Origin of the sequence: Alkalihalobacillus sp. R86527, assembly GCF_042466185.1 — a bacterium.
GTDB lineage: Bacteria > Bacillota > Bacilli > Bacillales > Guptibacillaceae > Guptibacillus.
The window spans coordinates 3,744,210-3,764,116 of record NZ_JAXHBW010000001.1; the positions used below are offsets into that span (position 1 = coordinate 3,744,210).

Sequence of the window (19,907 nt, forward strand, 5' to 3'; positions counted from 1 at the left end):
TTTTTAACAAGAATTTTTATTACCATTTAATGAACATTCCTTTAGTTGCCCACCCTGTCCTCACTACGATAAACTAAAAGGAACGTTATCGACTACAATTGCGATTAAATCATACAACCAGAAGAGAGAATTTGAGGTGAACAAGCAATGATTGCACTACAAGTAAATGGCGTATCAAAATCATTTGGTGCTGACCCTATTTTATCTAATATTAAGTTAGAAGTACAATCGAGAGACCGCGTAGCGCTTGTTGGTAGAAACGGTGCTGGTAAGTCTACTCTTCTTAAGCTCATTACCGGGCAACTATCATATGATTCAGGAGATATCATTAAACCAAAAGACGTACGGATTGGTTACATGGCTCAGGACACTGGCCTAGAATCAAATTTGTCGATCTGGGATGAAATGCTTAGCGTCTTTGAACAACTTCGTGATATGGAAAAAGAACTTCGTCGTTACGAAGAAAAGATGGGCAATCCAGCGATCTATGAAGATGAACAGGAATACCAGCGTATCATGAAAGAATACGACCAGCTACAGGTCTCTTTCAAAGATAAAGGTGGCTATAAATACGAAGCAGACATTCGAACAGTCCTTCACGGTCTTAATTTCAAAGACTTCGATTATAGTACGCCTATTTCTACCCTCAGTGGTGGTCAGAAAACCCGCCTTGCGCTAGGGAAACTGCTATTAACGAAACCAGAACTCCTTATACTCGATGAGCCTACAAACCACCTGGACATCCAGACACTTACGTGGCTTGAAGGCTATCTCACAGGCTACTCTGGTGCAATTCTTATCGTTTCACACGACCGATACTTTCTCGATAAAATCGTGAACAAAGTTTACGAAATTTCTCGAAACCGCGCAGAGCGATTTGAAGGAAACTATAGTTTCTATTTAGAAGAGAAAGATCGTCGGTACGAACAGCAATTAAAAGAGTTCGAGAAACAACAGAAGGAGATCGCCAAGCTAGAAGACTTTGTTCAAAAGAACATCGTTCGTGCTTCGACGACCAAACGAGCCCAAAGTAGAAGGAAACAGCTTGAACGCATGGAACGAGTCGATAAACCAAAGAGTGACGAGAAGTCAGCGAACATTTCGTTTGCGATTGATAAGCAAACAGGTAACGATGTGTTGAGTGTGAGAGACTTATCGATCGGCTATCCTGGTTCGGTGATCAATGATCAGCTTACATTCGACTTGAAGCGCCAAGAAAGCGTCGCTCTTGTTGGTCCGAACGGTATTGGTAAATCAACTCTTCTTCAGGCTATCGTCTCTGGTAAAACACGATTGGATGGGAATATTAATTTCGGAAGTAATGTGAAGATTGGATTCTATGATCAGGAGCAAACGAACCTCACATCTAACAAAACGGTTCTTAACGAATTATGGGATGACTTCCCTTTAACAGATGAAAAAGATATTCGTGCCGTACTTGGCCGGTTCCTTTTTAGTGGGGACGATGTATTAAAGATTGTTTCCGAACTTAGCGGTGGAGAAAAAGGAAGACTTGCACTATCAAAACTGATGATGCAAAAGTCAAACCTTCTTATACTCGATGAACCTACTAACCACCTTGATCTTGATAGCAAGGAAATTCTAGAGGAAGCGCTCATCCAATTCCCTGGAACGATTTTATTCGTTTCTCACGATCGGTACTTTATTAATCGGATTGCGACTCGCGTTCTTGAGTTATCTACAGAAGGTGTAACTTCGTATCTTGGTGATTATGACTATTATGTGGAGAAGAAACAGGAACTCGCTGAACTAGCCGCTCTTGAACAGCAAGAGCTAAATAATGCTGAACCTGAGGCTTCAGGTAAATCTAGCTTTCAACAAGACAAAGAAGCAAAACGACAAGAGAGACAAATCCTAAGAAGAATCGATGAAATCGAAAAAGAAATTGATTCTGCAGAAATTCGAATCGCTGAAATTGAAGCGGAACTCTGTATCCCTGAAGTTTTTGAAGATCACGAGAAAGTAATGATCTTAAACGAAGAGCTCGATAAGCTTCGAGCACGAACAGAAGAGCTAATGGAAGAATGGGGAGAACTACAAGAATCTTAAAACAGTCCACAGTGGACTGTTTTTTCTTTAGATAGGAAATATTCCGACATATTCACACAATCCACAGACTTATACACAGATTATGTGTTTATTTTACGAGTTATTTCAAATTTATCAACATTATCCACAAGTATATCAATTGTTATCCACAGAATTTTACCCACAGCTGAAATCCCTTTTTCTTCACAGATAGGTCAATATGTCCACATTATCCACTACTTGTGGACAATCTGAAACAAAAAAACCGGGACTAGATTCCCAGTTCTAATCCCGGATTTGCATTCAGCTGTAACGATGAACGCTTTCCTTTTCGATATCCAATTGTGCCAGCTGCTGCGATCATCGCAGCATTATCCGTACAGTAATGAAGAGGCGGTATAATGAGCTCGATATCCGACTCTCGGAAAGCATCCTTCAGTGCTGAACGTAGTCCTTTATTTGCTGCTACGCCCCCAGCAAGAAGTACTTGCTTTACGCCATATTCTTCAGCCGCACGTTTCGTTTTGGTCACGAGAACATCGACAACGGCAGCTTGAAAACTAGCCGCTAGATCTTCAGGCTTAATCTCCTCATTCCGCTGCTTTGCATTGTGAACCGTGTTAATCACAGCTGATTTCAATCCACTAAAGCTGAAATCATATGAACCCTTCTCAAGCCATGCACGTGGTAAAGGGACTGATTCAACCCCTTCTTGTGCAAGACGATCGATATGTGGTCCACCTGGATAAGGTAACTTAAGTGTTCTAGCCACTTTGTCATAAGCCTCTCCTGCAGCGTCATCACGTGTTTCACCGATTAATGTGAACTCTCCCTCAGCTTCCATATGAACGAGCTCTGTGTGCCCCCCTGAGACAACGAGAGCAAGCAATGGATACTTGAGCTCAGAGACAAGCTGATTCGCATAAATATGACCCGCTATATGATGGGTTCCGATCAGAGGTTTTTGATGTGCGAATGCCAATGCTTTCGCTGTATTTACTCCTATTAAAAGCGCACCTACAAGACCTGGTCCCTCTGTCACGGCAATCGCATCGATGTCGTCCATCGTCACTTCAGCCGTACGAAGAGCTTCTTCCAGAATAACCGTCATTTCCTCTACATGGTGACGAGAAGCGATCTCCGGAACGACTCCTCCAAAACGCTTATGGCTCTCTATCTGGGAAGCCACGATATTAGAAAGAACTTCTGTTCCTCCTCTGACGATTGAAACGGCTGTTTCATCACAACTCGTTTCGATTCCAAGTATGATTTCTGCATTATTTTCCATTTAAATTCACCCACATTACTAGTGCATCCTCTTGGTTATCTGAGTAATAACTTTTTCGGATGCCACCTTCTTCAAAGCCTAGTTTCTTATATAAATTCTGTGCAACTGTATTGGATACTCTCACTTCAAGCGTCATCTTCAGAGCTCCCCGCGACTTTGCAAAATGAACCGCTTTGCTCATCAGCGCTTCTCCTAGCTTCATTCCTCTAAAATCAGGATGAAGAGCGATATTTGTAATATGAGCTTCATCAATAATCACCCATACCCCGCAATACCCTGCGATCTCTTCGCCTACTTCGAGCAATAAATAAGTAGCAAATTGATTCACAACCACCTCATTATAGAAGGCAGACCGACTCCAAGGAGTTGGAAACGTTGCTTTCTCAATTTCCATGACAGCTTCAATATCTTCCACAGTCATTGAACGAAATGATATCGTTTTTTCCATAACGAATCCCCTACTTTTCTTGCGAAGCGAGCCATTTGGCTTCCGCCTCTGCCATCCTTACATAGTTCGGTTTAAACGAGTGTACGTCCCCGACTGGTTTCTTCACAGCGCCAAGTACGGCAAGTTCTGATGGCCGTGCATTCGTGCTACTAACAGGAGGAAAAACCGCTTTCTCCCCAAGGATCTCTACAATCGCTTCTTTGTGGTTCGACAGATCATTGCTAATAAATAAGAACTGCTCATGAGCGTCTATGTTTTCCTTTAGCCACTCTTCAAACAAAACAATCTGATCTTCGCTCTTTCTTACAAGATGAGCTTTGTCTTTCACAAATATCCCGTTATATACTTGTCCTCTTCTCGCATCAAAAAATGGAACGATTGCTCCATCGAAGAAACGTCCGCTTTGAGCAAGGACTTCGAGACTCGACACCCCTACTAAAGGAATGTTTAGCGTCCACGCTAACGTTTTTGCTATACTCACTCCAATCCGAAGACCTGTGTATGACCCAGGTCCTTCAGCAACCACAATTCGATCAAGCTCATTCGGTTTTACGCCAACCTCTTCTAAAAGTTCTTCGATCGCTGGCATCAATCGGATTGAGTGATTCTTCTTTAAGTTTGTAATCATTTCGCCAACAATCGTATTATCTACCATTACGGCGATCCCCATTACATAGTTAGATGAATCAATCGCTAGTACTTTCATCTTGCAACTCCTTACAAACAGATTCATAAAAAGCACCAAAAGGCCTCAATATCAATCTGCGTTCTGATTCTCTTTGATGATAAATTTCGATCCTTAATAATTCTTTAGGTAGCATATCCTGTATGAACTTCGCCCATTCTACGACAGTTACACCTTCACCCTCAAAATATTCATGAAACCCTAGATCTTCATCGCTTTCTTCTAATCGATACGCATCCATATGGTAGAGAGGAATATTCCCCTCATATTCTTTAATGATGGTAAACGTCGGGCTATTCACGATCTTCTTTACTCCTAGCCCTTTTCCAATACCCTTTGTAAAGGTTGTCTTGCCAGCACCTAGATCTCCCTCTAGCGTTAACACGCTTCCTGGTTTAAGCTTTTCTCCAAGCTTAATACCAAGCTCAATCGTTTCTTCTGGAGATTTCATGATGAAAGCATATCCACTCATGGTCATCACCTATTCCTCAGACGAGAAGTGATTGTATCCCTTCTTGTCCAATATATATTTGTTTTCATTATTCATTAGATAAACCGTACCATTACCTTCTTCGACGAATCCTACTTTGTAGATAGACTCATTCTGATTCTTAAACATCTCCTCTACGTGTAGCCAATTCTTTTCAGAGACAGTTCCAATCAAAACAAAATCTTCTCCGCCGTATAACATCCAGTCTAACCGCTGCTCGGAAGAATAAGCATCGAAACCTTCTGGACTTGGAAGACATTCTTCCTCCAGCACGACAGAAACACAACTCGCTTCAGCAATTTCCTTTGCCTCACTAGCAATGCCATCACTCACATCATTCAATGATATCCGAAATCCACTTCTCGACAGGATTCGCCCTGCCTTCACATGAGGGTTTGGCGTTTGATGAGCGTGTACATAGGAATCCTTATAGGCGTGCTCCTGCATCGTTTCTTTCAATAAATAAGAAAGACCTGCTGCTGAGCCTCCTACCGTTCCAGTTAGAAAAACAACGTCACCAGCTTCCGCGTTCTTTCTCAAAAGCTTTCTGTTTCGTTCGACTTTTCCAATCACCGTTACGGACAAAGTAAGCCCGTCCTGAGTCGAAACAGTATCGCCACCGATTAAGTCTATCTCATATTCATTTCCAATCGCATGTAAACCACGATAAACTTGCTTAAGTTCTTCTTCAGACCATCCTGATTTAGGAATGGAAATTGATACGAGATAAAAGAGAGGAGTACCACCCATCGCTGCGATATCGCTAATGTTCACCGCCAGAGCTTTTCTACCGACTTGCTCTGGATCCATTGTGTCCTTTGTGAAATGAACACCTTCTACCATCGTATCAACGCAGGCAATCTCATCCCACGCTGAATCGACACGATAAAGTGCTGCGTCATCCCCGATTCCCTCGATCAATTCTTCTCGTTTTGTATAAGCTGGTTTAATTGAACGTATAAAATCAAATTCATCTTTCAACCAAACTCATCTCTCTTTCCATTTTATAAAAAAACCTTAGGAATTTCATCCTAAGGCTCTCCTTCTATCAGTTTATCTTAAATTCTAGAAAAATCACATCCAATTCCAAGAAAGAACCGGTGTAACGTCATTTGTATGTTGAAAAAAGCTTATAAAATAAAAAAAAAGCGATTCGCTCGCTCTATGAAAATACTAAAATGGCGGTCCCGACGGGAATCGAACCCGCGATCTCCTGCGTGACAGGCAGGCATGTTAACCGCTACACCACGGGACCGTGTTATTACATTTTATAGTGTAAACTATTTGTTATGTGTTTAGGTTGCCCCTAAAGGGACTCCGATTAAATTTTAGCTTCGAAGAATATTCGACGTAGTTAAAATTTTATTTTGGTTGCGGGGGCAGGATTTGAACCTGCGACCTTTGGGTTATGAGCCCAACGAGCTACCGAACTGCTCCACCCCGCGACGATATTAAGTAATTTAATGTTGCACCTGCTTCTATATGCTGTACACTGAAAGCGTGCGTAAGTAACGTCTAACGTCACAAGTAATACTATACCAGATACGTACAGGTTATGCAACCTTTGAGAAAAAAAGAAAAATCCCCCTTTATTAGAGGGATTTTTCAATCGCTTGTTTAAATGCATTGGCTATATCATGTTCATTCTCTATACCAACTGAAATACGAATAAGCTGCTTTGTAATACCCAGTTTCGCTCTTGTTTCAGCAGGTACTGTTCGATGTGAGGTGGCAATAGGGTATGACACAGATGTATCAAGGCCTGCTAAGGTTGGAACAATCTTTACCCAACCTAGAGATTTAAAGAAGCAATCGACATGAACACGATCTTTTAACTCTATGGAAACAACCGCACCATTTCCTCTCTCAGAAACGTACCGTGGATAGTAGACACTCTTTATCCCTTCTACTCGTTTAAGTTCTTCAGACAGGAATTGCGCATTTGCAACATGACGATCCATTCGAACGCTCAATGTTTTCAATCCTCTACATCCTAACCATGCTTCAAATGGACTAAGGTTTGATCCAAGATTAATCACCTTTGCTTTGGCTTTTGCAATGAGGTTTTCTTTTCCGACAACCACACCTGCTGTTACATCGCTATGACCGCCTATGTACTTCGTAGCGCTATGTACGACAAGGTCGATTCCCATTGTATACGGTTGGAGTAGGTATGGCGTAGCAAACGTATTATCCACCATCGTTACAAGATTGTGTTTCTTCCCAAGACTAGCAAGTTGATCTAAATCTTCTACTCTTAAAAGAGGATTCGTGACAGTTTCCGTGTATAGCAGTTTCGTATTTGATTGAATTGCGTTTTCCACTTCTTCTACATTCGCAAAATCCACAAACGATACCTCAATACCAAAATCTTTTAACTCGCTTTCAAACAATGAGTACGTGCCCCCATATAGATCATCACAAGCAACGATATGATCTCCAGATTGAACGGCTGCTAAAACACCCACGAGGATTGCTGATAAGCCTGATGAAGTCGCTACCCCTTTAGGTGCCCCTTCAAGATTTGCTACCCCCATGCCAAGGTCATCCGTGTTTGGATTGCTAACCCTCGTATATAAATAATCTTTCTTACCTTGATAGAAAGACTCTAGATCATCAAGATCTTCAAAAACGAAAGAAGATGTTTGGTAGATTGGTTTAGCCTTACTTACAGTTTCAGCCTGTTCCTTGCTCGGGAATCGAACTGCTCTCGTGTCAAAATGAAAACTCATTTACTTTCCCCTCTCTAATCTGAAATTCTTTTTCATTAACCTTACGTCTTATAGAGTCATTTATCAAGTATCGCGGTCGGAATATTCTAAAATAAATGGCAAGAAGATTGAAAATTGACTTTGGGGATCTTGTGATGTGGTGTTAGAGGCGTTTATCAGCGATATTTTCATGTATATCAGCGAAAAATTAAATATATCAGCGCTTTTTTGATTATATCAGCGTAATGGGCACTTTTATCGGCGATATGTCGTTTTTATCAGCGAAGCGTTAATTGTAACTCTTGATTAGTCAAAAGAACAATCAGACAGTACACTGAATTTCTGTGGGATATCCGCGAATTCAAATTCCAACCATTGATTACACAAAACCTCATTCAGACAACACAAAAAAGCCAGAGCTCTATGCTCTGACTTCTCACTTGCCTAGCGACGTCCTACTCTTGCAGGGGGAGAGCCCCCAACTACCATCGGCGCTGAAGAGCTTAACTTCCGTGTTCGGCATGGGAACGGGTGTGACCTCTTCGCCTTCATCACTAGACTATTCAGGTATTCCCTGAAAACTAGATAGCATGCAACAACGTATTCCAATATTTTTTCGCGAAGTCTAGTGCCGCAGGCTATATTCTTGCCCATTTCACTCTTTCACTTCAGGCGAAAAACGCCTTCTGTTCAAGAGCTCCAATGGTCTGCGAATATGACCAAGCCTGCTTTACTTTTCGTTTTGGTTAAGCCCTCGATCGATTAGTATTCGTCAGCTCCACGTGTCGCCACGCTTCCACCCCGAACCTATCAACCTCATCATCTCTGAGGGATCTTACCAGCTTGACGCTGTGGGAAATCTCATCTCGAGGGGGGCTTCATGCTTAGATGCTTTCAGCACTTATCCCTTCCACACGTAGCTACCCAGCTATGCTCCTGGCGGAACAACTGGTACACCAGCGGTGTGTCCATCCCGGTCCTCTCGTACTAAGGACAGCTCCTCTCAAATTTCCTGCGCCCGCGACGGATAGGGACCGAACTGTCTCACGACGTTCTGAACCCAGCTCGCGTACCGCTTTAATGGGCGAACAGCCCAACCCTTGGGACCTACTTCAGCCCCAGGATGCGATGAGCCGACATCGAGGTGCCAAACCTCCCCGTCGATGTGGACTCTTGGGGGAGATAAGCCTGTTATCCCCAGGGTAGCTTTTATCCGTTGAGCGATGGCCCTTCCATGCGGAACCACCGGATCACTAAGCCCGACTTTCGTCCCTGCTCGACTTGTAGGTCTCGCAGTCAAGCTCCCTTGTGCCTTTACACTCTGCGAATGATTTCCAACCATTCTGAGGGAACCTTTGGGCGCCTCCGTTACTCTTTAGGAGGCGACCGCCCCAGTCAAACTGCCCACCTGACACTGTCTCCGCACCGGATCACGGTGCTGGGTTAGAATGTCAGTACAGCCAGGGTAGTATCCCACCGACGCCTCCACCGAACCTAGCGGTCCGGCTTCTATGGCTCCTACCTATCCTGTACAAGCTGTACCAAAATCCAATATCAGGCTACAGTAAAGCTCCATGGGGTCTTTCCGTCCTGTCGCGGGTAACCTGCATCTTCACAGGTACTATAATTTCACCGGGTCTCTCGTTGAGACAGTATCCAAGTCGTTGCACCTTTCGTGCGGGTCGGAACTTACCCGACAAGGAATTTCGCTACCTTAGGACCGTTATAGTTACGGCCGCCGTTTACTGGGGCTTCGATTCAGAGCTTCTCCCGTAAGGGATAACCCCTCCTCTTAACCTTCCAGCACCGGGCAGGTGTCAGCCCCTATACATCGCCTTGCGGCTTGGCAGAGACCTGTGTTTTTGCTAAACAGTCGCTTGGATCTTTTCACTGCGGCTCCCCTGGGCTATTCACCCGAGGAAGCACCCCTTCTCCCGAAGTTACGGGGTCATTTTGCCGAGTTCCTTAACGAGAGTTCTCCCGATCGTCTTAGGATTCTCTCCTCGCCTACCTGTGTCGGTTTGCGGTACGGGCACCTCTTTCCTCACTAGAGGCTTTTCTTGGCAGTGTAGAATCAGGGACTTCGGTACTTAATTCCCTCGCCATCACGACTCAGCCTTCGCGGTGAACGGATTTGCCTATTCACCAGCCTAATCGCTTGGACGCGCATTTCCAGCAGCGCGCTCTCCCTATCTTTCTGCGTCCCCCCGTCGTTCAAACGGAAAGGAGGTGGTACAGGAATATCAACCTGTTATCCATCGCCTACGCCTTTCGGCCTCGGCTTAGGTCCCGACTAACCCTGAGCGGACGAGCCTTCCTCAGGAAACCTTGGGCTTTCGACGGACAAGATTCTCACTTGTCTTTCGCTACTCATACCGGCATTCTCACTTCTAAGCGCTCCACCAGTCCTTTCGGTCTGACTTCGCAGCCCTTAGAACGCTCTCCTACCATTGTCGTAAGACAATCCACAGCTTCGGTGATACGTTTAGCCCCGGTACATTTTCGGCGCAGCGTCACTCGACCAGTGAGCTATTACGCACTCTTTAAATGATGGCTGCTTCTAAGCCAACATCCTGGTTGTCTAAGCAACGCCACATCCTTTTCCACTTAACGTATACTTTGGGACCTTAGCTGGTGGTCTGGGCTGTTTCCCTCTCGACTACGGATCTTATCACTCGCAGTCTGACTCCCGCGGATAAATCGTTGGCATTCGGAGTTTGACTGGATTCGGTAATCCGGTAGGGACCCCTAGTCCAATCAGTGCTCTACCTCCAAGATTCTTGCCGCGAGGCTAGCCCTAAAGCTATTTCGGAGAGAACCAGCTATCTCCGGGTTCGATTGGCATTTCACCGCTACCCACACCTCATCCCCGCATTTTTCAACATGCGTGGGTTCGGGCCTCCATTCAGTGTTACCTGAACTTCACCCTGGACATGGGTAGATCACCCGGTTTCGGGTCTACGACCACGTACTATTTCGCCCTATTCAGACTCGCTTTCGCTGCGGCTCCGCCTTCTCGGCTTAACCTTGCACGGGATCGTAACTCGCCGGTTCATTCTACAAAAGGCACGCTGTCACCCATTAACGGGCTCCAACTAGTTGTAGGCACACGGTTTCAGGTTCTCTTTCACTCCCCTTCCGGGGTGCTTTTCACCTTTCCCTCACGGTACTGGTTCACTATCGGTCACTAGAGAGTATTTAGCCTTGGGAGATGGTCCTCCCGGATTCCGACGGGGTTTCACGTGTCCCGCCGTACTCAGGATCCGTCTCGGAGGGCAGCGGATTTTGACTACAGGATTGTTACCTTCTCTGATGGACCTTTCCAGGTCGCTTCGTCTATCCGTGCCTTTGTAACTCCAATGAGACGTCCTACAACCCCAGAGGGCAAGCCCTCTGGTTTGGGCTGATTCCGTTTCGCTCGCCGCTACTCAGGAAATCGCGATTGCTTTCTCTTCCTCCGGGTACTGAGATGTTTCAGTTCCCCGGGTATGCCTTCTATCTCCTATGTATTCAGAAATAGATACCATCCCATTACGGATGGCGGGTTCCCCCATTCGGAAATCTCCGGATCAAAGCGTACTTACTGCTCCCCGAAGCATATCGGTGTTCGTCCCGTCCTTCATCGGCTTCTAGTGCCAAGGCATCCACCGTGCGCCCTTAGTAGCTTAACCTTATGACTTCGTTATTAGCGTCGAACTTCTTCGTTGGCTTCATTCCTCCGGTGCTCACGTATATAAATACGCTCCGCTCCTCCGGAATTTCGCCGCCTCGAATTTCTCGCTTCTAACTCGTCATTGATGTTGCACATCGTAAGATGTGACTAACTAAGAAATAACGCAAAAAATAATTCTTTATTGGATGTCGTTGTTTATGCTATCTAGTTTTCAAGGAACGTGGCTACTTCTTGAATCCGCTAATGCTTCATCAAATTAGCCTGTTTTGAAAGAATATAATCATTCTTTCAAAACTAAACGAAACGCTCATGCAAGTTTGGCAACCAATGTTGCCTCGTAATTCTCCATAGAAAGGAGGTGATCCAGCCGCACCTTCCGATACGGCTACCTTGTTACGACTTCACCCCAATCATTTGTCCCACCTTCGGCGGCTGGCTCCAAAAGGTTACCTCACCGACTTCGGGTGTTACAAACTCTCGTGGTGTGACGGGCGGTGTGTACAAGGCCCGGGAACGTATTCACCGCGGCATGCTGATCCGCGATTACTAGCAATTCCGGCTTCATGTAGGCGAGTTGCAGCCTACAATCCGAACTGAGAACGGCTTTATGGGATTCGCTTCACCTCGCGGTGTCGCAGCCCTTTGTACCGTCCATTGTAGCACGTGTGTAGCCCAGGTCATAAGGGGCATGATGATTTGACGTCGTCCCCACCTTCCTCCGGTTTGTCACCGGCAGTCACCTTAGAGTGCCCAACTGAATGCTGGCAACTAAGATCAAGGGTTGCGCTCGTTGCGGGACTTAACCCAACATCTCACGACACGAGCTGACGACAACCATGCACCACCTGTCACTCTGTCCCCCGAAGGGGAACGTCCTATCTCTAGGAGTGGCAGAGGATGTCAAGACCTGGTAAGGTTCTTCGCGTTGCTTCGAATTAAACCACATGCTCCACTGCTTGTGCGGGCCCCCGTCAATTCCTTTGAGTTTCAACCTTGCGGTCGTACTCCCCAGGCGGAGTGCTTAATGTGTTAACTTCAGCACTGAGGGTGGAACCCCCCAACACCTAGCACTCATCGTTTACGGCGTGGACTACCAGGGTATCTAATCCTGTTCGCTCCCCACGCTTTCGCGCCTCAGCGTCAGTTACAGACCAGAGAGCCGCCTTCGCCACTGGTGTTCCTCCACATATCTACGCATTTCACCGCTACACGTGGAATTCCACTCTCCTCTTCTGCACTCAAGTCCCCCAGTTTCCAATGGCCCTCCACGGTTGAGCCGTGGGCTTTCACATCAGACTTAAGAGACCGCCTGCGCGCGCTTTACGCCCAATAATTCCGGACAACGCTTGCCACCTACGTATTACCGCGGCTGCTGGCACGTAGTTAGCCGTGGCTTTCTGGTTAGGTACCGTCAAGGTACCGCCCTATTCGAACGGTACTTGTTCTTCCCTAACAACAGAGCTTTACGACCCGAAAGCCTTCGTCACTCACGCGGCGTTGCTCCGTCAGACTTTCGTCCATTGCGGAAGATTCCCTACTGCTGCCTCCCGTAGGAGTCTGGGCCGTGTCTCAGTCCCAGTGTGGCCGATCACCCTCTCAGGTCGGCTACGCATCGTTGCCTTGGTAAGCCATTACCTTACCAACTAGCTAATGCGCCGCGGGCCCATCCTACAGTGTTAGCTCGAAAGCCAACTTTCAACGTTGCATCATGCGATGCTATGTATTACCCGGTATTAGCTCCGGTTTCCCGGAGTTATCCCAGTCTGTAGGGCAGGTTGCCCACGTGTTACTCACCCGTCCGCCGCTGAGAAATAGGAGCAAGCTCCTATTTCTCCGCTCGACTTGCATGTATTAGGCACGCCGCCAGCGTTCGTCCTGAGCCAGGATCAAACTCTCCGATAGAAAGTCTAATCTAGCTTTAAAACTTGTTGTTTCCGTAGAAACAATTTCTTGCATGGCGTTTCGTTCAGTTTTCAAAGATCGATTTGTTTCTTTCAATGTCGTTTTCAGCGACTTTATTAATGTAACACATTAACTCAATCGAAGTCAACAACTTTTTTAAGAAAGATGGTGGGCCTGAGTGGACTCGAACCACCGACCTCACGCTTATCAGGCGTGCGCTCTAACCAGCTGAGCTACAGGCCCATCTTTATGGAGCGGGTGATGGGGATCGAACCCACGACATCAGCTTGGAAGGCTGAGGTTTTACCACTAAACTACACCCGCATTTATAGATGGTCGGGAAGACAGGATTTGAACCTGCGACCCCTTGGTCCCAAACCAAGTGCTCTGCCAAGCTGAGCTACTTCCCGACTATGTTATTTAAAAAATGGCGCGCCCGAGAAGACTCGAACTCCTAACCTTCTGATCCGTAGTCAGACGCTCTATCCAATTGAGCTACGGGCGCATTATATGATTGGTGCGGTTGAGAGGACTCGAACCTCCACGGGGTCTCCCCCACTAGCCCCTCAAGCTAGCGCGTCTGCCATTCCGCCACAACCGCGAATCGTTTTGTGAATCGTTTCGTGAATCATTGTTTGAATTGGTGCGGGTGAAGGGACTCGAACCCCCACGTCGTAAGACACTAGATCCTAAGTCTAGCGCGTCTGCCAATTCCGCCACACCCGCAAATAAATGGTGAGCCATGAAGGACTCGAACCTTCGACCCTCTGATTAAAAGTCAGATGCTCTGCCAACTGAGCTAATGGCTCGATAGTGGCTGGGCTAGCTGGATTCGAACCAGCGCATGACGGAATCAAAATCCGTTGCCTTACCGCTTGGCTATAGCCCAATATCGATGTTAATTATTAAAATGGCGGTCCTGACGGGAATCGAACCCGCGATCTCCTGCGTGACAGGCAGGCATGTTAACCGCTACACCACAGGACCACTATAAAATGTTATTTCAATGTTGTAGAAAGCGTTCATTCAGAAGCGTTCAAGCTTCTTTAGAAAAGGTTGGTGACCCGTACGGGATTCGAACCCGTGATACCGCCGTGAAAGGGCGGTGTCTTAACCACTTGACCAACGGGCCATAAAAATGGCGGAGAAGGAGGGATTTGAACCCTCGCGCCGCTCACGCGACCTACACCCTTAGCAGGGGCGCCCCTTCAGCCACTTGGGTACTTCTCCGTTTGGCTCCACAGGTAGGATTCGAACCTACGACCGATCGGTTAACAGCCGATAGCTCTACCACTGAGCTACTGTGGAATAATATGATGTTTGGTGTCTCCGTTATCGGCGACATTTAATATAATATCTCATCCAGCAAACAAAGTCAACACATTCTCATGATTTTTTTTAACTGTTTTTGAGAAGGTGATAAAGCGTTTTAGACAAGTCTCTCAAAGAGACTATATTAATTTAACACATAGCTTTTTCACCGTCAATAATTAGATTCAAGAAGTTTTGAAGAGTTTCCCCCTACATTTCCCACAAACGAATCTTTTCGTATCTATTCTTCGTTTTCTTCTATAAGAAGCCTGGCAGTCCGAGCATTGGTAAATGTGTTTAACCTTCTCAGTACGCCTTTGACCAGGAACAACCTGACAGTACCGTGATCCACCTACACGATTAAGAAGAGTTTTGAAATCTTGATCTCTGTGTTTGTAGCCTTTCCCTTTTATGTGAAGATGGTAATGGCAAAGCTCATGCTTAATGATACCCGTTAGTTCATCAAGGCCGTACTCATCGTAATGTTTCGGATTGAATTCAAGGTTATGGGATCTCAACAGATAACGACCTCCCGTTGTTCGTAAACGTGGATTGAACGTCGCTTCGTGAGCAAAGGGTAATCCAAATGATTCGATTGATATTTTTTCTACCATTAACTGTAGCATTTCATTATCCATAAAAGTCCCTCCTCTGTTCGAACACACCCAAGCAGTATCTCATAGACTAATTTACAGCATCTTATCAAACGTGTCATCAGTTTAAAGGAGGAGATCCTGATGCCTGTCTGGTTTAAGAGACAGCTTCAACAAGCCTATTTCGAGAAAGACCGCTACCAGATTAAGTTATTAAACCAGTGTTGGTTTTTCTATAAAAGAAAACACCGCCCCTAAGGGCAGTGCTTATGATGGTTGTAACATTGTAAGGGCAATTCTCTCCCTTTGTAAATCAACATTGTCTACCCAAACAGTAACAACTTGACCGACATGCACAACATCCATCGGGTTTTTAACGAATCGATTCGTTAATTTGGAAATATGCACGAGGCCATCTTGCTTCACACCGATATCGATAAAAGCACCAAAATCAACTACATTCCGTACTGTACCTTCTAGCTCCATTCCCTTTTCAAGGTCTTCCATTTTCAAAACATCTGTTTTCAATAATGGTTTAGCAAGATCATCTCGAGGATCTCTTCCAGGCTTTTGAAGTGATTTGATAATGTCTGTTAATGTAGGTTCTCCAATATCAAGTGTTTGTGCAGTTTCTTTAACTGAAAGTGTCGAGAGTGCTTGAACAAGTTTATCTGAACCAATATCTTTTGGATCACATCCAATTTGGACAAGCAATGCTTTCGTTACGCTATAACTTTCCGGATGGATCTCTGTTTGATCAAGCGGTTGTTTTCCTTCCATAATTCGAAGGAATCCAATACACTGCTCGTATGTTTTCGCACCAAGCCTCGGCACCTTTTTTAACTGAACGCGACTGGTGAATTTCCCTTCATCGTCTCTCTTTTTCACGATATTACTCGCCACTGATTTAGATAGACCTGCTACGTATTGAAGAAGGGACACAGAAGCAGTGTTCACATTGACCCCCACTTGGTTCACTGCAGTTTCGACCACGAACGTAAGCTGATCATTTAACTTCTTTTGTGAAACATCGTGCTGATACTGCCCAACTCCAACTGACTTCGGATCAATTTTCACAAGCTCAGCAAGAGGATCTTGAACTCTCCTAGCAATTGAAACAGCCGAGCGTTCTTCCACTTGAAGAGAAGGGAACTCTTCCCTCGCAAGATCCGATGCTGAATAGACACTTGCTCCAGCTTCATTAACGATCAAATAGACAACTTCAGTTTCTACTTCATTGATGACTTCGGCAACAAACTGCTCAGATTCTCTAGAAGCAGTACCATTCCCTATCGCGATCATCTCGATATCAAATTCGGAAATTAGCTTTTTAACAATCTCTTTCGACTTTTCAACCTCAGATCGTGGAGGAGTTGGATAAATAACGGATACATGAAGCATTTTTCCTGTATCGTCAACGATCGCAAGCTTACAACCTGTTCTGTAAGCTGGATCCAATCCAAGCACTCTCTTCCCTTTTAGTGGTGGCTGAAGAAGGAGATGCTTTAAATTCTCAGAGAAGATATGTATTGCCTGATCCTCTGCCACTTCCGTTAACTCTTTACGAATCTCCCTTTCAACGGAAGGCTGAATCAATCGCTTATAAGCATCTTCAATCGTTTCTTCCATTATAGAAACACAATCACCTTGCTGCTGGCGAAGGAGTTTTTTTCGCAAGTATTCATAAATCGAATCGAAAGGTGTAACGACTGAAGCCTTCACTACTCCTTCTTTCTCACCTCTGTTGATGGCAAGAACACGGTGGGGAACGATCTTTGCAATTCCTTCTTGGTAGTCATAATACATTTCGAAGATTTTCTTTGGATCATCTTCTTCCGACTTCACTTTCGTTTGAAGTGTTCCATGTTGGAACGTCTTCGCTCTGATCCACTTTCTCGCTTCCGCATCATCTGATACCCACTCTGCGATAATATCTTTTGCACCCTGAAGCGCATCTTCTATAGTAGAAACTTCTTTTTCTTCTGAAATAAAGGTTGCAGCTATTTCTTCCGGATTTTCTTTCCCTTCATTCAATAACCATTCCGCCAAGGGCTCCAATCCTTTTTCTTTAGCAATCGTGGCTCTTGTACGCTTCTTTTGTTTATAAGGTCGGTAAAGGTCTTCGACTTCTTGGAGCTTTGTCGCTTTCACTAACTTTCCTTTTAACTCATCCGTTAACTTTCCTTGTTCATCAATAAGACGAAGAACTTCTTCTTTTCGGTTTTCAAGGTTTTGTAAATAAGTCCATGACTCCTGAATTCCTCTTAACTCGACTTCATCAAGTCCACCCGTCAGTTCTTTTCTATACCTGGCAATGAACGGCACAGTGTTCCCATCATCTAAAAGTGTGATGACCTGACGAACACGTTCTTCTGATATATTCAGTTTTTGTCCTACTCTATTAAAAAGTTCCGGTTGCTTTTCAGCCGTAATTCCCAAAGCCATTCCTCCTAATTACAAACATAATAGTATAAGTTTACAGGAATATCCTCTCTGATAAAAGTCTCTCCAAAATAAAAAAGCCCTCCATAATTGCAGAAGAACTTTTCATTAAACGGGTTTCCCCACGAGTAACGTGATATCATCATTTGTTGGTGGTATAGCGTTCGTTAAGTGACGAAAGGATTCTTCGACTGTATCGAACTTAGCAATCATCGCATGATTTTTCGAGCTAATCTGAACACCGTCAGAAAACGTTATGAACGAAGAGCCTCTAGGATATTCAATGTTTTGAACTTTAACTTTCTGAAGCTTACCTGAAAGATACCCTGAATAGGATATTGGCCGAATAATACGACCATCGGGATGGTACACAATTAGATTAATATTGCCGATTCCACTGAACTCCATTTGTCGCGTTTGAAGATTCAATTTGAAAACAGACAAGACACATCCTCTCTTACCTTTCATCTCTTCATTGGCAAGCTTCATTAATTCATCTACATTTTCTTCTTGGTGCTCTTTCACAACATTAATCGCTGCGAGCGAGGAATCTCTAGCCAAATCTCCGCTTCCAAGTCCATCTGCTACCGCGCAGATAAAATGGTCTTTCGTTTCTTCAACGAAATAGCTGTCTCCACACATCAGATTACCGTCTTTTGCTTTTTGATAAGCCGCTACAGTCAACTGGTCAAATTCATGATGTTGAAACATAGCTAAAAGGCCTCCGTAGGTTCGATTCGAATTGCCTGTCTTAGCTTTTCTAAAGCCCTACGTTGTAATCTAGAAACATGCATTTGTGAAATTCCTAACTTCTCACCTGTTTCCTTCTGACTCATATTCTCGAAATACGTGCAATTCAATATTTCCTGCTCTCGCTCACTTAGCACAGCAAATGCCTTTTTCAATACCATCTGTTGATCGACAAGATCAAAGCCTTGTTCCTGGTCACCAACTAAATCGAGTAAGGTTACCGTGCTACCTTCCTGATCAGCCTCGATTGAACTGTCAACAGACAGAGCTTGATAACTTTTGCCCATTTCCATCGTCTCAAGTACTTCTTCTTCAGAAACATTGAGATATTCAGCTAATTCATCCACTTTTGGAGAACGCTGTAATTCGTTCGTAAGATCTTCAACAGCTTTCTTAATACGTGGGCCTAGTTCCTTAATTCTACGCGGAACATGGACACTCCACGTTTTATCGCGAATAAAACGTTTAATTTCACCTACGATCGTTGGAACAGCAAACGACTCAAAGCTTCTTCCAAACGATGGGTCAAAGCGTCGAAGAGCAGCAAGCAATCCAATCATACCTACTTGTGAGAGATCATCATGAATGCTTTTCCCTTTTGAGAATTTCCTTGCGAGAGACTGAACTAAATCTTCGTATCTTTCGACTAACTTAAGTTGCACAACTTCATCAGTCGGATCATTTTGATATTGTTCAATCCACTCGTATACTTCATTCTTATTATCTTTATTTTGGGGATGATGAGATTGTGCCGGCATCTACTTCCACCCCATCTCTGTGGAGGAATTTCGTCATCATGACAACAACCCCATCCTCTCCACTGATTTCCACTTTGTCCATCAGCGATTCAATAAGAAAGAGCCCTAATCCTCCTTCACTGAGTTGATCAATGGATTTATCACTATCAACAGGTCCTAGCTTCTCTGAAACCTTAGAGTAATCAAAGCTTTGCCCACGATCGAGAACCATCATTTCAAGTCGGTCTTCATAAATGCCATATCCGATTGTGATTTGTCCCTTTTCGTTTTCTTTATAAGCATGGTTTACAGCGTTCGTACACGCTTCAGATAGTGCGATTTTGATATCCTCGATCTCATCGTATGAATACCCCATACGATTCGCAATACCTGAAACCGTTAGTCTTGCTACGCCTACGAATTCAGCCTGGGCCGGTATTTTCATTTCTACGAAATCAGAAATATTGATCACTTTGATTCCCCCCTTGCGTCTTCGATGTCGATCACTTCGTCAAGACCAGTGATTTCAAAGAGACGTTGAACTCTAGATGTCATGCCTCGAAGTTTAAGTGTACTACCATGTTCTTTGGAGGATTTAAGAGCTCCGACGAAAACGCCAAGTCCTGTACTGTCCATATAATTAACATCACCGAGATGAACGAGTGTTTCATGACTTTCCTTACCTGTTAACGGAAGTAAAGCTTCTCGCAGTTGGGGTGCAGTATATGCATCAACTTCTCCTGCAATGTATAGATGATGTGTATTTCCTTGATCTTCTTGTTTGATCTGCAAATTCATAACATTTCCCCCTTATAGGTCGTTACATAA

General features: G+C 44.7%; 14 protein-coding genes, 14 tRNA genes and 3 rRNA genes. 2 read left to right on the forward strand and 29 right to left on the reverse strand.

Annotation, left to right across the window (positions count from 1 at the left end; all coding sequences use genetic code 11):
* The first annotated feature begins 147 nt into the window (after positions 1 to 147).
* Positions 148 to 2,070: a ribosomal protection-like ABC-F family protein gene (abc-f, locus tag SJY16_RS19575; protein WP_377891860.1), complete on the forward strand. Its 1,923-nt coding sequence runs from the start codon at positions 148 to 150 to the stop codon at positions 2,068 to 2,070.
* A 250-nt stretch (positions 2,071 to 2,320) separates the two neighbouring features.
* On the opposite strand, the gene tsaD is transcribed toward abc-f, so the two are convergent.
* The 24 genes from tsaD to SJY16_RS19695 form a co-directional block, all read right to left on the reverse strand.
* A complete protein-coding gene (gene tsaD, locus SJY16_RS19580; protein WP_377891863.1) occupies positions 2,321 to 3,337 on the reverse strand; it encodes a tRNA (adenosine(37)-N6)-threonylcarbamoyltransferase complex transferase subunit TsaD in 1,017 nt (338 codons plus the stop codon).
* Positions 3,327 to 3,785 (reverse strand): ribosomal protein S18-alanine N-acetyltransferase, encoded by a 459-nt coding sequence (gene rimI, locus SJY16_RS19585; RefSeq protein WP_377891865.1) that lies wholly within the window; start codon positions 3,783 to 3,785, stop codon positions 3,327 to 3,329. The genes tsaD and rimI overlap by 11 nt, the downstream gene beginning before the upstream one ends.
* Before the next feature lie 10 nt (positions 3,786 to 3,795).
* Positions 3,796 to 4,491, reverse strand: a complete 696-nt coding sequence (tsaB, locus tag SJY16_RS19590; RefSeq protein ID WP_377891868.1) for a tRNA (adenosine(37)-N6)-threonylcarbamoyltransferase complex dimerization subunit type 1 TsaB — start codon at positions 4,489 to 4,491, stop codon at positions 3,796 to 3,798.
* Positions 4,472 to 4,942 carry a tRNA (adenosine(37)-N6)-threonylcarbamoyltransferase complex ATPase subunit type 1 TsaE gene (gene tsaE, locus SJY16_RS19595; protein ID WP_377891869.1) on the reverse strand — a complete coding sequence of 157 codons (471 nt, stop codon included), beginning with the start codon at positions 4,940 to 4,942 and terminating at the stop codon, positions 4,472 to 4,474. Before tsaE ends, tsaB begins: the two co-directional genes overlap by 20 nt.
* Before the next feature lie 9 nt (positions 4,943 to 4,951).
* Entirely contained in the window at positions 4,952 to 5,941 is a 990-nt protein-coding gene (thiL, locus tag SJY16_RS19600; protein WP_377891871.1) for a thiamine-phosphate kinase, read from the reverse strand.
* A gap of 198 nt (positions 5,942 to 6,139) precedes the next feature.
* Positions 6,140 to 6,215, reverse strand: a tRNA-Asp gene (locus tag SJY16_RS19605).
* A 113-nt stretch (positions 6,216 to 6,328) separates the two neighbouring features.
* Positions 6,329 to 6,405 (reverse strand) — tRNA-Met (locus tag SJY16_RS19610).
* A gap of 147 nt (positions 6,406 to 6,552) precedes the next feature.
* Positions 6,553 to 7,692 carry a trans-sulfuration enzyme family protein gene (locus tag SJY16_RS19615; protein WP_377891872.1) on the reverse strand — a complete coding sequence of 380 codons (1,140 nt, stop codon included), beginning with the start codon at positions 7,690 to 7,692 and terminating at the stop codon, positions 6,553 to 6,555.
* A 421-nt stretch (positions 7,693 to 8,113) separates the two neighbouring features.
* Positions 8,114 to 8,230: ribosomal RNA gene (gene rrf, locus SJY16_RS19620) — 5S ribosomal RNA — on the reverse strand.
* A 183-nt stretch (positions 8,231 to 8,413) separates the two neighbouring features.
* Positions 8,414 to 11,342 (reverse strand): 23S ribosomal RNA (locus tag SJY16_RS19625).
* Positions 11,343 to 11,695: 353 nt separating this feature from the next.
* Positions 11,696 to 13,246: ribosomal RNA gene (locus SJY16_RS19630) — 16S ribosomal RNA — on the reverse strand.
* The 16S, 23S and 5S rRNA genes sit together here with 12 tRNA genes alongside, the layout of an rRNA operon.
* A 166-nt stretch (positions 13,247 to 13,412) precedes the next feature.
* A tRNA-Ile gene (locus SJY16_RS19635) sits at positions 13,413 to 13,489 on the reverse strand.
* Between the two features lie 7 nt (positions 13,490 to 13,496).
* A tRNA-Gly gene (locus SJY16_RS19640) sits at positions 13,497 to 13,570 on the reverse strand.
* A 9-nt stretch (positions 13,571 to 13,579) separates the two neighbouring features.
* Positions 13,580 to 13,656 (reverse strand) — tRNA-Pro (locus SJY16_RS19645).
* A gap of 18 nt (positions 13,657 to 13,674) precedes the next feature.
* Positions 13,675 to 13,751 (reverse strand) — tRNA-Arg (locus SJY16_RS19650).
* 10 nt (positions 13,752 to 13,761) lie between these two features.
* Positions 13,762 to 13,847: transfer RNA gene (locus tag SJY16_RS19655), tRNA-Leu, on the reverse strand.
* 40 nt (positions 13,848 to 13,887) lie between these two features.
* Positions 13,888 to 13,972, reverse strand: a tRNA-Leu gene (locus SJY16_RS19660).
* 7 nt (positions 13,973 to 13,979) lie between these two features.
* A tRNA-Lys gene (locus tag SJY16_RS19665) sits at positions 13,980 to 14,055 on the reverse strand.
* Positions 14,056 to 14,060: 5 nt separating this feature from the next.
* Positions 14,061 to 14,135 (reverse strand) — tRNA-Gln (locus SJY16_RS19670).
* A 22-nt stretch (positions 14,136 to 14,157) separates the two neighbouring features.
* Positions 14,158 to 14,233 (reverse strand) — tRNA-Asp (locus tag SJY16_RS19675).
* A gap of 70 nt (positions 14,234 to 14,303) precedes the next feature.
* Positions 14,304 to 14,378: transfer RNA gene (locus SJY16_RS19680), tRNA-Glu, on the reverse strand.
* Positions 14,379 to 14,385: 7 nt separating this feature from the next.
* Positions 14,386 to 14,476: transfer RNA gene (locus SJY16_RS19685), tRNA-Ser, on the reverse strand.
* Between the two features lie 3 nt (positions 14,477 to 14,479).
* Positions 14,480 to 14,554 (reverse strand) — tRNA-Asn (locus SJY16_RS19690).
* A gap of 188 nt (positions 14,555 to 14,742) precedes the next feature.
* The gene (locus SJY16_RS19695) at positions 14,743 to 15,195 is read right to left on the reverse strand and encodes a SprT family protein (protein WP_377891874.1); all 453 of its coding nucleotides are present in this window, start codon (positions 15,193 to 15,195) and stop codon (positions 14,743 to 14,745) included.
* A 99-nt stretch (positions 15,196 to 15,294) separates the two neighbouring features.
* On the opposite strand from SJY16_RS19695, the gene cmpA reads away from it, so the two are divergent.
* Positions 15,295 to 15,408 carry a cortex morphogenetic protein CmpA gene (cmpA, locus tag SJY16_RS19700; protein ID WP_377891876.1) on the forward strand — a complete coding sequence of 38 codons (114 nt, stop codon included), beginning with the start codon at positions 15,295 to 15,297 and terminating at the stop codon, positions 15,406 to 15,408.
* A 9-nt stretch (positions 15,409 to 15,417) separates the two neighbouring features.
* Here cmpA and SJY16_RS19705 read toward each other — a convergent pair whose 3' ends face one another.
* From SJY16_RS19705 to SJY16_RS19725, 5 genes are all read right to left on the reverse strand, one after another.
* Positions 15,418 to 17,595, reverse strand: a complete 2,178-nt coding sequence (locus SJY16_RS19705; protein WP_377891877.1) for a Tex family protein — start codon at positions 17,593 to 17,595, stop codon at positions 15,418 to 15,420.
* 105 nt (positions 17,596 to 17,700) lie between these two features.
* Positions 17,701 to 18,303, reverse strand: coding sequence for a SpoIIE family protein phosphatase (locus SJY16_RS19710; protein ID WP_377891880.1), 603 nt, complete (start codon positions 18,301 to 18,303; stop codon positions 17,701 to 17,703).
* 2 nt (positions 18,304 to 18,305) lie between these two features.
* On the reverse strand, positions 18,306 to 19,100 hold the full coding sequence (sigB, locus tag SJY16_RS19715; RefSeq protein ID WP_377891882.1) for an RNA polymerase sigma factor SigB: 795 nt from the start codon (positions 19,098 to 19,100) through the stop codon (positions 18,306 to 18,308).
* Positions 19,069 to 19,524, reverse strand: coding sequence for an anti-sigma B factor RsbW (rsbW, locus tag SJY16_RS19720; protein WP_377892352.1), 456 nt, complete (start codon positions 19,522 to 19,524; stop codon positions 19,069 to 19,071). The genes sigB and rsbW overlap by 32 nt, the downstream gene beginning before the upstream one ends.
* Before the next feature lie 23 nt (positions 19,525 to 19,547).
* On the reverse strand, positions 19,548 to 19,877 hold the full coding sequence (locus SJY16_RS19725) for an STAS domain-containing protein (RefSeq protein ID WP_377891885.1): 330 nt from the start codon (positions 19,875 to 19,877) through the stop codon (positions 19,548 to 19,550).
* Positions 19,878 to 19,907 lie beyond the last annotated feature (30 nt).